This window comes from Pseudomaricurvus alkylphenolicus (genome assembly GCF_011683955.1).
Taxonomy (GTDB): Bacteria; Pseudomonadota; Gammaproteobacteria; order Pseudomonadales; family Cellvibrionaceae; genus Pseudomaricurvus; species Pseudomaricurvus alkylphenolicus.
In genome coordinates, this window is sequence record NZ_JAAQPI010000003.1 from 580,382 (window position 1) to 594,098 (window position 13,717).

The 13,717-nt window shown below is 53.9% G+C and carries 9 protein-coding genes and 1 tRNA gene; 5 read left to right on the forward strand and 5 right to left on the reverse strand.

Annotation, left to right across the window (positions count from 1 at the left end):
- Positions 1-76: 76 nt before the first annotated feature.
- The gene (locus HBA55_RS11220; protein WP_166990577.1) at positions 77-1,162 is read left to right on the forward strand and encodes a cyclic nucleotide-binding domain-containing protein; all 1,086 of its coding nucleotides are present in this window, start codon (positions 77-79) and stop codon (positions 1,160-1,162) included.
- A 20-nt stretch (positions 1,163-1,182) separates the two neighbouring features.
- On the opposite strand, the gene HBA55_RS11225 is transcribed toward HBA55_RS11220, so the two are convergent.
- Positions 1,183-2,100, reverse strand: coding sequence for a methyl-accepting chemotaxis protein (locus HBA55_RS11225; RefSeq protein WP_166990580.1), 918 nt, complete (start codon positions 2,098-2,100; stop codon positions 1,183-1,185).
- 78 nt (positions 2,101-2,178) lie between these two features.
- On the opposite strand from HBA55_RS11225, the gene HBA55_RS11230 reads away from it, so the two are divergent.
- On the forward strand, positions 2,179-2,583 hold the full coding sequence (locus tag HBA55_RS11230; RefSeq protein ID WP_166990583.1) for a hypothetical protein: 405 nt from the start codon (positions 2,179-2,181) through the stop codon (positions 2,581-2,583).
- Positions 2,584-2,726: 143 nt separating this feature from the next.
- Here the strand turns inward: HBA55_RS11230 and HBA55_RS11235 are convergent, their stop codons facing one another.
- Positions 2,727-4,688 (reverse strand): TonB-dependent receptor plug domain-containing protein, encoded by a 1,962-nt coding sequence (locus HBA55_RS11235; RefSeq protein ID WP_166990586.1) that lies wholly within the window; start codon positions 4,686-4,688, stop codon positions 2,727-2,729.
- A gap of 109 nt (positions 4,689-4,797) precedes the next feature.
- Between HBA55_RS11235 and HBA55_RS11240 the strand changes: the two genes are divergently transcribed.
- From HBA55_RS11240 to HBA55_RS11250, 3 genes are all read left to right on the forward strand, one after another.
- Entirely contained in the window at positions 4,798-5,301 is a 504-nt protein-coding gene (locus tag HBA55_RS11240; protein ID WP_166990590.1) for an MOSC domain-containing protein, read from the forward strand.
- 60 nt (positions 5,302-5,361) lie between these two features.
- Positions 5,362-6,540 carry a cation:proton antiporter gene (locus tag HBA55_RS11245; protein WP_277345562.1) on the forward strand — a complete coding sequence of 393 codons (1,179 nt, stop codon included), beginning with the start codon at positions 5,362-5,364 and terminating at the stop codon, positions 6,538-6,540.
- Between the two features lie 65 nt (positions 6,541-6,605).
- On the forward strand, positions 6,606-7,496 hold the full coding sequence (locus HBA55_RS11250) for an LIC_10091 family protein (RefSeq protein ID WP_166990596.1): 891 nt from the start codon (positions 6,606-6,608) through the stop codon (positions 7,494-7,496).
- Here the strand turns inward: HBA55_RS11250 and HBA55_RS11255 are convergent.
- The 3 genes from HBA55_RS11255 to HBA55_RS11265 form a co-directional block, all read right to left on the reverse strand.
- Positions 7,469-8,707, reverse strand: a complete 1,239-nt coding sequence (locus tag HBA55_RS11255; RefSeq protein WP_166990599.1) for a DUF1501 domain-containing protein — start codon at positions 8,705-8,707, stop codon at positions 7,469-7,471. The two genes, HBA55_RS11250 and HBA55_RS11255, sit on opposite strands and share 28 nt — an antisense overlap.
- Positions 8,708-8,721: 14 nt before the next feature.
- Positions 8,722-13,380: a DUF1800 domain-containing protein gene (locus HBA55_RS11260; protein WP_166990601.1), complete on the reverse strand. Its 4,659-nt coding sequence runs from the start codon at positions 13,378-13,380 to the stop codon at positions 8,722-8,724.
- Between the two features lie 221 nt (positions 13,381-13,601).
- Positions 13,602-13,678 (reverse strand) — tRNA-Pro (locus HBA55_RS11265).
- Between the last annotated feature and the right edge of the window lie 39 nt (positions 13,679-13,717).

Sequence of the window (13,717 nt, forward strand, 5' to 3'; positions counted from 1 at the left end):
GTTTCTATACTTAAATAGCCAAACTGTCGGCAACGGACCTGCCTGCGATTTAACCCAGCATGCAGGAGGTTTGCCCATGAGCACTCCAGAATCCCTCATTGAGGTGTTTCGCCAGCTCCAGCCATTAAATGACATTTCTGATGTCTATCTGGAGCAGCTGGCCCAAAAAGCCATGGTTGCTGAATTTAACACCAATGAGACACTGCTCAGAAAGCTCGCCGGCCCCTCTCAACTCTATCATTATCTGCTGGAAGGCGAGATCGAGTACCGCATCAGTATGATGGAGCGCACCCACCTGTTCCATTCAGAGACTGAAGACTGGTGTCGCCGGCCTCTGGAGGAGCTGCTGGAAGAAAACGGTGGCAGCATTCGCGCCAAGACCGCCTGTCGCCTGTTGGTGCTCAGTAAGAGCTATGTCGAGGAACTGCTCAGCAGCTCACTCGACAGCAGTTCGACGGTTACGCCGATGATCGATGTCGAGGAGACACTGGACGAGATACAAATCGATGATCAATACGAGGATGACTGGAACTCGGTTTTTCTGAATTCACCGTTGGCGACCAACCTCTCGCCAAGGGTACTTCACAAGCTGTTCCAGCTGATGGAAGATCAGGAATTTTCCGCCGGCGAAACCGTCATCAAAGAGAACGAGCCAGGCGAAATGTTCTATTTAATCAAAAGTGGCTATGTCCAAGTCAGTAGCGGCCCTGCGGGCCCATTGGAGGAAGCTATTGAGCTCTGGCCGGGAGACTACTTTGGTGATGAATCCCTGGTTGCCAACACACCTCGCAATGCCACAGTTACCATGGTGGAAGATGGCATACTGGGCTGTCTGAACCGTAGCGGTTTTGATGAGATACTGCGGCAGTCTCTGATAAAAACGATTAATGACCGGGACCTCGGAGAGTTGCAAGATGATAGGCCCGCTCTCTGGATTGATGTGCGGCTGCCCATCGAATTCAAGCACGACCATAAACAGGGCAGCATCAATCGGCCGGTGGGATCTTTGCGAAAGCACCTCTCCGAACTGGACGCTTCCTCGCGATATTTTGTCTGCGCGAACGGCGGTTGCCGCAGCGAGCTGGCCACCTACCTTCTGCGCCAGCATGGCCTGGATGCCTACTTATACAATGCTGACGAGAAGGTTGCTAACACAGGGTAGCACCGGATATATCTTCCCTATCAAGTAGTCACAAAAGCCGTTGATATCGTTTGTAGATTGGCGGCCATCCGCGCCTGCTCATTGGCAACCACTTTGATTTGTTCCGCACCAGAAACCGTTTCAAGTGTCATTTGGTTGATGGTTTCTATGTTGCGGGTGATTTCCGCCGTGGTGGCCATGTCGGAAATCGCCATAACCTCAGCGTGGATGTTCTCCAGAGCACCTTCAAGCCCCCCGGTTTGGGACGCCGTCTGGTTTGCCAGTTCCGTGCTTTCCTGAATCGCTTCGAATGCTCTCTGAGACATCTGATTAAAGCTGGAAATAATCGCTTCACGACCAGTACTCACTTCAACCGTTGTTGCGGTTTCTTCCGCCGCACTGGCCAGCTGGACGCTGGCTTTGCCAATCTCATCAATAGCGCCGGAGAAGACATCGAACATTTGATTTAGATGACTCGCTGTCTTTCCCAGTTCGTCCTGAGCCAAGACTTTCGCCTTTACCGTAAGGTCCTTGTTTTTAGCCGATTCCGAGACCGCTATGGTCAGACAGGAAAGCTGCTTTGAAATGGCACTGACCAGAAACCAACCAGTCAGCATTGTCACAACGGCGAGCACCAGGGACAAGGTCAAAAAAGTCGCGAAAGCGTTGGTCGCTTCTTGTTGTTGACGGGCACTGTAGTACCAAGTCAATAATGACGCAGTTCGAGGGAGTGTCAAGTTACTGAGACAGGATTTTGGTTTTTTACGTTTTGTTAATTTGATGGGTTGTGGGAGCGGGCAATAAAGGGGCAGATTGATCTGGATGCACCAAAATGAGGCACGGCGCATGAGTACTTCCCTAGCCACACTCCTAAGAACAATGCTTCCCAAAATAACCAAAAATGAGCCCCGAAGACCGATCAAAAAATAACCAGGCCACCTGTTTTTTGCATCCTGCACGATAGCTGATATCCTTCCCCCATTTTACGTATCCAAATACCCGCATACCTTTATCCATAATCAACATACGGAGAACAAATGTTATTCCACACAGATGCCACCGCCCCGGAGAAAAAGCGATTTATCAATGGTTTTATCAAAGCGCTGGAACTGGCAAAAGCTGATGGTACCAACCAGGTTCTGTTCAAAATTTCTACACTGACCAGTTTGGGTGGAATAGTCGCCGAATCATTGGGTGAGGACTTTGCAAAGGCCTTCTCCAAGAACCGCACGGCCAAGTTTGGCAGGGTTGAGTTCTTCCTGGAAACGGAGAAAATCACATCAACCTTTAATCAAGGCATTGCATTCACACCATTTGCGCCTGAAAAGCTGTTGAGCAAAGTTCACAACGACGAGAGAGTGAACGGGGCGGTCTATGTACCTGGGAATTCTTCCGAGCTCGAAAGCTATACGCAGGAATATACCGACTCCAAGGCGCTGTAGTCCGTACTTTTGGGCGTCGAGCAAAGGCGCCGCAACGAGTAAACTCTACGGATTCGGAGAAGCTGCCCATTCCGCTAAAGGCGATTCTCCCTCCAGTTCTTCGTCGCGGTGTAAAAAAGACTCTGCAACAGCAGGGACTGCTTTCAGAAGGACTTTTCCAGAGTCACCATAAAGAATCGCCCCGCCAGCACCGGTTTGGTATTCAGGCCGGAACTGTCGGTGGAATGCACCGGCAGAAAAATTTCTTCGTCCAGCAGATTATCGACGTAGGCCTCCAGACTCCAACCAGCAAAAGAAGCAGGATGATAACGCCAATTTACCGATAAACGATTATGACTTTCGGGTTCGGGATTTACCGCGACCCGACTTGGTTTGACCTTCTCATTGGAGTGGTGGGCGGCAAAGTGGGAGTTAAAAACACCCAGAGACCATTCCGCCGTCGCGTAACCAAGGCCACTCTTAAAGATATTGTCGGGCTGCAAGGTGGTCTCGTCCAGATTGTCACCATCGCTATTGCGTTGCGCACCGAAGCTGCCCGTCACATACCAATTACCCTTTTGGTATTTGCCTTCGAGTTCCAGGCCTTCGATAACCAACTCTCCTTTGTTGGCAAATACCAGCTCTCTGGGTCCTACTGGGTCGCGAAAGATCAGGTCTTCCTGTTCATTGCGAAATAGTGTGGCGGAGCCACTGAAGACTTGACCATTGTAAAAGTATTGCAAGTCCCAAGTCGTTACAATCTCCGGTTCCAGGTCTTCATTACCGCTGAGGTCCAACGTGGGGATGGCGATATCAATCTTGAGTTCAGTGACGTATGGCGCGCGAAACGCCTGTCCATACAACAGTTTAATGCCCGACTGCGTATTAAAATGATGGACCAGACCCAAACGAGGTACCAAACTCTCGTAGCCGGTCTCGGCGTGATTGTATTGCGCCCCCAATGTCAGCTGGGTTGAACCCAGCTTGATTTCGTACTGCCCGTAGACTGCCAACAAGTAGTCATTCCAGTCGGGAACAATCCGACTGGGTGACGGCGTGGAACCGGTAAAGTAGTCTACCGTGCCGCCTAACAACAGACCGCTGTTTTCACTGAGGCGCCCGCGAGCGGTCAGTTCAATGCGGGAATCGTCGGTTTCATAGAGAATGGTTTGCAGCTGTGCAGGATCTGAGGACGCCACCTTGTGGTCGGTGCGACCTCCGACATGAGACAGATTTGTGGTCATACGCCAGCGGTCGTTGAAATCCCATTCATACCCCAGCATCAATGCGTATTTTTCATTTTCCGTATTGCCGGCAATGGCCTCACCGTCTCTTCCGCGCAGGGTAAACTGTTCGGTGATTCCCCAATACAGGTTCGCACTAAAACCGTTCTTCTTGAGATTCGCAATCAGCGCCGGGGATTCGGCAAAAACATCCTCTGAAAAAGACTCACCATCGGTGTCCGTCATTTCCAACGGCCAGCCATCGGTTTCCATCCATCGCAGCGACGTCGTCCACTGCCAGCCCTGATGAGCCTCTGACCAATTCAGGTTAACACCTCGGGTGCCATAGCGACCCGCCCTAACCGAAACGCTGTTGCTCATCTCGGATTGGGGTTTGGTCAAAATATTCACCACCCCGGCGAAGGCGTTTGTACCATAAAGTACCGAGCCAGGTCCTCGCACCACCTCGAGTTGCCGAATGCTGCCGAGGGGAATGCTCTGCAACATGGTCTGATTCCAAATGCCCCCGGTGTAACTTTCGCGGTTCAAGGGCACACCATTGAGCAAGAACAGCACGTGGTTATTGTTAATGATGGGAAAATCGGACCGAATCGTCACCATATTGCGACCGATGCTGAGATTGTTGTATTCCTCGAAACCCAGAATCCGCGACAGGACTTCACCCAGGTCACGGCCACCAAACAGCTCAATCTCCCGGGCGTTGTAGGTGGTCACTATGCCGGGGCTGTCCGCCGCGGACTGTTCAGCTTTCGAGGGAGTGATCACCACACTCGCCATGAGTTCCCGCAGGCTCAACGCATACAGATCGTCTTCGGCCACGACCTTGGACGCCGCAGCAATGCTGACAGCCAGTGCAATCGATGAGGTTCTGATGAGAGGCAAGGGGCTTTTTCTCACTATGGCGGCAATCTATAGAAACTATCACGATAGTGTAACAGCACCGTTCGCATTCTCTCAATTTACTGTTCCTGATATGACTATACTGATTGCTATGAGATCCCAACAACAACTGTTTGCACGTTACCTGCAGGATTTGCCTGCCGGAGAACTGAGCTGGATCGGCCTGAGACCGACCCGACGTGAGCCTCTGATAGAAGTTGAGGAGGTGATGGCATTGGCAGGGTTAGGACTGGAGGGAGACCATCGCTGCCGGAAATCACCAGGCTCAGCCCGCCAGATCAGCCTGATTTCGAACGAGCATATCGGCCTGATCGCTCACTACCTTAAACTGGAAAAGATTCATCCCGGACAATTGCGGCGCAATCTGGTGGTTCGCAATATCAACCTGACAGCTCTGCGACACCAGCGCTTTCGCATTGGTGAGGCCTTGTTTGAAGCCACCGCCCTCTGTCATCCCTGCTCGCGTATGAGTGAGGCTCTGGGCCCAGGCGCGGTAGCCGCCATGCTGGGTCAGGGTGGGCTCTGCGCCAGAGTCTTGGAATCCGGCCGGATTCGCCTTCACGACCCGGTCCAGCTGGTGTTGCCTGAAGTTTGAAATCAGGGAACCCCTCCGCCGCAGAGGCATCTATACAGTACTATGGACTTGCCAATATTAATGGGTCAGATTTTGAGTCTTTGCGGGATCGCTCTCGGCGGACTCCTGATACAGCGGATATTACGTTTGGATCTGACCCTCGCCAGTTTGCTCAGTGGTACGCTGGCGGCCATCGTCATTCCGGCCATGGAGTTGGATATCGGTCTGCGTGCCCACCACGTCAAAGACCTGGTGTTCTTTGTGTTTCTGCCATTATTGGTGTTTGAGGCTGCCTGGCATATTCAGCCAGCGCAGCTTAAGCGTTGGTTAATCCCCGCCCTGCTATTGGCGACACTGGGGTTGCTGATTTCGGCGTTTGTCACTGGCGTGGGTATATATTTGGGCATCAATCACCCGATTGGCTTTCCCTGGGTGGCGGCATTTTTAACCGGTGCCATTCTGGCTGCCACGGACCCCGTTGCCGTCATCGCCAAGCTAAAAGCCTTGAAAGCACCAGAAGGCCTGACGACCCTGTTTGAAGGTGAAAGTCTGTTTAACGACACCACCGCGGTCGTTCTGTTTGGCCTGATGTTATCGCTGGCATTGCACCAGACGAATTCCGCTTCCATCGGCGGATTGTTTTTATCCGTGCTGTTTGGCGGTATCGCTATTGGTTTGGTCAGCGGTACCCTGACCTTGCTGGCGATTCATTTTATTCAGCAACCGCCCGCCACCATCGCTCTGCTGGTGTTCTGCGCCTTCGGCAGCTTTTATGTTGCCGAACACAGCTTTCACGTCTCAGGCATTATGGCGGTGATGAGCGCCGCCATGCTGACCCGAGTGCGCCTGGGCCAGAGCGCTCAACATTGCGCGGGCGTGGACCTCACCTGGGAATGGCTTGGCCTGGTGCTTAACACCCTCCTGTTCGCCCTGATGGGATTGGTTCTGACTCTGGATATGTTTGTGGAACAGTGGCTGGCAATGCTGATTGCCATTGGCGCGGCACTGCTGGCACGCCTGGCGGCAGTCTGGTTTTGTGTGGGCCTGCTGCAGCTGGGGCAATACCCGTTGCCAGAAGGCTGGGGCTGGATACTCTGTGCCGGCGGGCTGCGCGGCGGCATCGCCGTGGCCCTGGTGCTGTCACTGCCGGTTGAGCTGCCCTATTGGTGGACCATTCAATCCATGGTGTTTGGGGTGGTGCTGTTTTCACTACTGGTACAGGGTGCGATCAGTGGTCGGTTGATTCAGCGACTTTGTTAAAATCCGTCTTTACCTTCGCCCTAAAATCCTTCACATTGTCGACTGGAATGAGGGATAAACAATTGATGGAAAACTGGACGCTGGGTCAACTGATTGGCCAGGACTGGACGCCACCACTGCACACCGATCGAGGCGGCTACACGGTGACCATGCGCGAGACCAGCGGCTCGGAACCGGTGATCCGAGCGCTGCGACAAGAGTCGCTTTCCAATACGACAAACACCGGTAAGCTCCACCTGGGTTGGGGCAGCTTTCGCAATCTGGACATCATGGCCGCCCGACAGTGTCAGTGGGGGCTGTTACTGGACATCAATATCCACCAGTTCACGGTGTGGGACGCCGTTTTTGAAGCCCTCAGGCAGACAGATCGACAGGAAGATTTTGTGGATTGTGTTGTGCCATTGATTCCGGACTCCCCCAAACCCCGGCAATTTGCCAACAGTACTGCACACTGGCTCAAGGCAGATTTCTTGCGCCCGGACAGCTGGCTCAACTTTGAACATCCTGATCGCTTTTCTCATATCCAGCGCATGGTGATCGAAGGTCGTATTATTACCGCTTGCCTGGATATGCGCGGCAGCACCAACGGCCACTCCCCACTGTTTGACGAACTGGCGCAGAACCTCAAAGTTGCCAGGGAATTGGGCGTAAGCCTGGATACATTGTACGTGTCCAATATTCCCTGGATGCTAAACCAGCAGGAGGGGTTCTTTGGCGAGTCCCACCAGCTGCACCTGCATGATCAATCCGTTCAGGCCACGCGTCAGGCGAAACATAACCTTCAAAAGATCGTGCAAGAGGAGTGTCACATCATCTCTGCCATGCACCTCACCCCCACCGCCACTGCTGAAAATCTGCACTGGGACACACGACTATATACCCCAGCGCAGTTTTTCTCCGATGCCGTCTGGCAGGAAATGTCGGTCGCTCAGCCAAACAAACCCAGTGGCGAATAGTTGTGCTCGGGAACCACAGCCGATACATCATTATTGGCCAGGAACCCGGTAAGCAAATCGCCGTATATGTCACGATAGTCGGTGGCCATGGCCAGATAGCGGCCGCGCTCCATGGCGGATTCATCCAACGTCGGCCAATCGCCGTAAATACCACCGATGACACCGCCGCCCAACAACATCCAGGTAGAGGCAAAACCGTGGTCGGTGCCAAAACTGCCATTCTCGTCTGGCGTGCGACCAAACTCGGTACCCACCATGATGCAGATATCCGCCATGCGATCGCCCATGTCCATGTAGAACGCGTTGATACCCTGAGACAGGGCTGCCAGGCCATTAGCCTGACGGCCCACGGCGGCACCCTGGTCGGCGTGGGTATCCCATCCGCCAATATTGACATTTGCCAGTTCCAGCCCCACATCGGCCTTGATAATACGAGCAAGTGTCATCAACTGGTTACCGAAACCGTTGGCCGGGTATTGGGCACCATTGGCCGGGCTGTAGGGCATTTCGTTGATGGCATTGAGCGTGTCGATGTCCGCAATAAACTGCTGGCCGGCGGAGTGCACCAATTGATGATTGGCTAGCTCCTGGGCCGGATGTTGATAGATTTCCTGCAGACGCGCCAACAACGCTGCCTCTTCCTCGCCATTGACGCCGAACCCGACATTGTCGAGACGCGACAGTGTCGTCACCGACGCTCGCCCACGCAGGGCTTGGACCAGATCGTTACCGATACTGACCGCCCGCAGGAGTCCATCCTGATTGAGACTGGAAAGGTGCCGGTTCATCCAACCGGTATCGCTGTCTTCCGCGATAGCGCTTTCAATATAGTGCTGGGATTGAAAATGAGAGCGACTGGCGTCGGGATAGTGAGTGGCGGGCAGCAATGCCAGCTGCCCCTGCAGGAACAGATTGTGAAGCTCAGCCATGGCCGGATGCAAACCAAAGAAGCCATTGAGATCCAGCGCAGTGCCATCACCACCCGGCGGCGCAATAGCAATGGTGGGGCGCAAATCGTAGTAGCGTTGCTCACCATAGGGGACGACCACATTGAGTCCGTCGCAGCCACCGCGCTGAAAAATATTCACCAGTGTTTTGCCTTCTGCCGCCAAAGCTTTTGGCAGCGTCAACTGAAACGGTGTACCGGAAGCCAGACCTCCCAGGGCGGCACCGGACAACATGAGCTGCTTGATAAACTGTCTACGTTGCATTGTGGTGCACTCCTTTACTGATACTGAAATCCAGGGTAACTGATCAACAGGGCCAATAGTCTCTGCAATTTAAGCGGTGCATCTTCGGCGCCCATCGCAAAATCTCCGCCTTCGTTGAGAATCGCCAGCGCTTGCTCTCGCTCCAGTTCGCCACTGTGATTCAACAGCAGGTTAAAGAGATAACCTACGATAGCGTCTGCGGTGCGAATACCCCGCTGATCCAACTGCTGATGCAGGTCGAAATCACCACCGGCATTGTCGAAGGCCATCGCCGTGGCAAAACGGGTGCGTTGCAACATGGCATCAACGTTAATCCAGTCGGCCCCCACTTCTGAATAACCGTCCGGAGCCGGGCGAGCGAACAACGGCATGCCAAGATCTGCCAAGAGTTCTATGCCCACATCCGGCTCTGCGTCCACATCCAAGGCGCGCATGGCGCTCAGATAGAATTCCAGGGGTGTCTTCACTTTGGTGGCGAGATTATCGGGGCTACTGAAGGCATCTGATTCCAGAATCACACGAACCACTGCCGCGATGTCTCCATCAGTGGCGAGGAAGGTGCTGGCGCATTGACCCTGCAGATCAGGCTGCGACGTTTCGGAAACCCAGAAAGTCACCAGTTTGCCGCAGACGAAACGTGCCGTGGAGGGATGACGACTGAGCAGATCCAAAACCTGCTCCCCCTCTTCCAGGCCACCACCGGTAATGGTCTGCCCCAGGAACAGTTTATCCTCAGAGTCATGGTTGTTGCTGAAGAACATAAACTGTCCATCAGCTACGCCCCAGCCCGTCAGAATGCGAGCCAGCGCGATTACATCCTCTTGGGTATAACCGCCATCCACACCCAATGTGTGCAGCTCCATCAACTCACGGGCATAGTTTTCGTTGATGTTGTTGGCACGACTCTGCACATTGTTGAGGTATTCCAGCATTGCCGGACTCTTGGCGCTGATACCCAGCAGATCACGAAAGCGCCCCAAGGCGTTGTCTCGAAATCCATCGTTCTCGGCAGCCTCATAGAGCGTGTTATTGTGGGCACGGTAATTGGTGCTGAAGTGATTTTCCCAAAACCAGGCCATCACCTGCTGCAACTGTCGCTCACTGAATATCTGATAGATCAGCTCGCGGCGACGCAGGTCGTCGATCTCTTCCAATGGCAACTGACTGATGAGTGCCTCCAACGGAGAATCGTCGATGCCGGCCGGATTAAGCTGGGCGTCCAGCCAGTTTTGGACGCCCACGGCGTTGACCTCAGTTTCCAAATCCGGTGTCATGCCAAAGGTACCGCGTTGCAGTAACTGGCGCACCAACGGATCGGCACGAAAGGTACTGAGTTGCAATTCCACCTGAGCACTATTACCACTGTTGTCCAAAGCCAACAGTACTAATTGCAAATCGCTGTTCTCAGCAACCAGACCATTACTGACAAAATAGGCCCATTGGTCTGACCCCAACTGCACCGGTTGCTCGTCCAGAACGGTTCCCAAAGCGCTGTCTTGCAGTGTCAGCGTCAGCGAGGCAACACCGATGTCATCCGTAACGGTACCAGCAAGCGTAAATCCGGAGACTCGAACATCGTCACCGTTCTGGTGTGAGGTCACTGCCAATTGCGGTGCCGTAGCGTCCTCCACCACCTCGTAAGTGGCGCTGACACTGTCGCGGTTGCCCATTCGATCGGAGGCGGTTGCGGTTATGATCAACTCCGAATTGAGCGCCAGCCAGGCAGCGGGAATATCCACCGACCATTCGCCATTACCTTCCGGCGTCAGCGTCAGTTGCTGCGCATTGCCAAGGTTGTCCTGAGCTTGAATCTGAATACTGACCAGTTGGCGATCATCGCTGGCGATACCACGCAGCTGGAACCCGCCCAATGCAATCTGCTGTTGCTGCGGCGCCACTATCTCGATACTGGGGGCTTGGGTGTCGATGCCCTGATCATCATCCGGAGCGATGGCAAACTGGTATGGGCCGGCGTTAAAAATCCCGCTGCTATAGATCCGGCTGACATTATCAAAGGGTTCAACCGCTTTTAGAACATAGGCAGCGCTACCCAGGTGCTGCAGATCAAAAACCACTTGGCCTTGAGCGTCAGTATAACCCGATGCCTCGTACGCCAGAGAGCCGCCATCGGCCAGGCGGTAGGCTTGCACTCGCACATTCGACAGCACCGAATTAGTGTCGCGGTTTACCAGGGTAACGGGCAATGCACCCACCTCCAGCGTCAAGGCGCCGGGTTGCGTGACAACATCGCTATAGGCGTAGCCGGCATACTTGCGGGTGCGAAAACGAAATTGCCTGCCCTCAGTAATACCGGGCAGATCAAATACGGCCACACCATTGGGATTGGTTTTGATGGCGAAGAGATTTTGCCACTGCTGCTCCTCATTGAGCGTCTGTACTTTTACGTATTGCTCCACCACCGGTTCATCGCTGAGTAAATCCACGACTTGCACTTGCACCGGCGGATTCCCGACCACAAATTCGAAGTTGCCTTCGGCACCAAGATCACCGCTGGTCTTGTAGCGTCCATCAGACAATGCCCTGGACTTCAATCGGTAGACTTCCCCTTGCCCCAAGGCTGGCGGATCGATCAGGAGCTTGCCCTGAGCATCGGAAGTGGCCCGACCAACCCAGCGGCTTTCACCGGTTTCTAATTGGTAGGCTCGCAGATCAACCACGTGATCCACCAACGGGGGTTGCTCTGTCTGACTACCATCACGCACCTGAACAACCAACTTACCCAGTTCCCAGCGCCGATCTTCCGGCTCCGTAAAAGATTCGCTGTGAGCCGTATAGTTGTTAAAGGCACGCACTCTTAAGCGAAAGGAATTGTTGCCGTCAAATGCTGCGGTACTAAACTGTGCAAGGCCGGCAGCATCCGTTACCGCTTTGGCGTGATAACGGTACTTGCCCTCCTCGTCCAGGCGGGTCAGCACAACCTCCCGCTCTGGCAGAGGGGTTCCGTTGCCGGCTTGTACCAGACTGACCTGCATGGGCGCATGCCCGACAACCAGATCGAAGGCGCCGGGACCATCAATGCGCTGCTGATACAGGGTGCGCCCGTCGAAGGCACTTCTGGCGGAAACCAGGAATGCATCCGCCTCCACGTTTGGAGGAAGATCCAACAATACAAGACCCTGCTCATCGCTCGTGTAGGAAGCAATGCGTGTGGTTTCACTGCCCTTCTGTGCCAATAAATCCAGCCGATGTTCGGCCAGGGGCTCCAGAGGGGAATCACTACCTGCGCTGTTGTCCGTTACATTACCATTGAACAATCGGACTTGAATGCTGCCCACTGCCCAATCCCTTTCGCCGGGTTCGGTAATGGCCTCGCTGACGGACCATTTATTGTTGAATTGTTTGGTGTTCAGAAATATTTTTTGGCCGTTTCCCAAACGAGGCAAGTCGGCAACCAGAACGCCGTTGGAATCGGTAACTTTCTTACCCACCCATTTGTATTCTCCAGTGTCCAGCAGCTCTCGCAATACCACTTCGATTCCGGCCATTGGCGCGCCGGTCTGACCGTGCTGGACAGCAACCGTTAGAGGAATATTACCCACCACAAAACGGTGTTCACCGGGATTATTAAACGGATAGTAATAACTCGTACGGCCATCCGTTGGACTGACCGAGCGCAGCTGGTAATTTTGAGGTTCATCAGATTCCAACAAATCGAATTGCACTTGCCCCTGTTCATCGGATTGCAAAGTGGCAATGGAACGAAAGCCGTCTTCCGTTTCCCGCTGCAAAACCACACTGTGATTGGTAAGTGCGGGGTGCTGACTCAAAGTACCGTTGAGCAGCTGGAGTTTGACAGTACCAATGATCCAATTCAGATCACCGGACTCGGTGACAGTTTTGATCGAACTTAATGGCCCCAGATGGCGTGTAGAGAGCTGGAAAGCCTGCCCTTCATTGAGCCCTTCCAACTCCCACTCAATACGGCCATCCGCATCGGTCAGCAGCTTGCCGTACCAGTGCAGCCCATCATCGGTAACCCGTTTGGCCACCACTTCCACGTTGGGAATCGACGTACCTGTCTTGGCATTGGTTACCTGTAGGGACAGAGGCAGTTCACCCACTGTAAAGTCGACACCTTCAGAACCATCGAATTCCTCGGAGACTTTCCAGCGCCCGGAGATCGGGCTCCTGGCCATCAGTCGGTAGCGATGCTCCGCAAGGTCCAGTTTCAGCAGCCCAAGTGAATTGGTGGTGAGGTACGCGATGGTGCGGAACACCCCCTCATCATCTGTGCGCTGCAATTTAACCGTTTGCTCTGCGAATGCCGGTGTACCCTCTTGGGTGCCGTCGAGAACAGCTATGCGCAGGTTACCCACGGAAAGTTCGGTAGGCCCGGCCTCACTGACAGGTCCCAATCGCGCTCGAAAGCCGTTAAACGCGGTCAGCTCAAACAGGTAACTCTGACCACTGGAGAAATCCAGATCAAACTCGGCGACACCCCCCTCGCCGGTATCACGGCGCTGGCGCCAACTGAGGCTGCCATCGGCCTTTACTTCCTTGGCCACCACTTGTATGCCCACCAGCGGTTCACCACTGTCCGCATCCAACAGGGTCAGCGGCAAAGCATCTGCCAGCGCTCCCGAGGAAAAGCTTGCCACTAATAGGGTCAGAAATCCCAACCACTGGGATAACCAGCGCTTGTAAGTTTGCATACTGCCTCCTGCATTGCCCGGCTTGGATCGTCGGGCAAAGTCTAGGAGTTTTTGACAGAGAAATTTGTCAACCGGATCACATAAGCCACGGGGAACAGCTTGTGATTGAAAAAAAAGACACGCAAAACCTTGCCACGGCACGTATTGCTTTTTGTAAAACCGGATGGCCGCTGACGGTCACCCTATATTCGGGGACTGTTCAGGTTGGATCTGAATCGAACTGGTCGGCGTGAGAGGATTCGAACCTCCGACCCCTTCGTCCCGAACGAAGTGCGCTACCAGGCTGCGCTACACGCCGAAGGCTTGAAGATAACCAAGATTGGAGGGCTCCACAAGC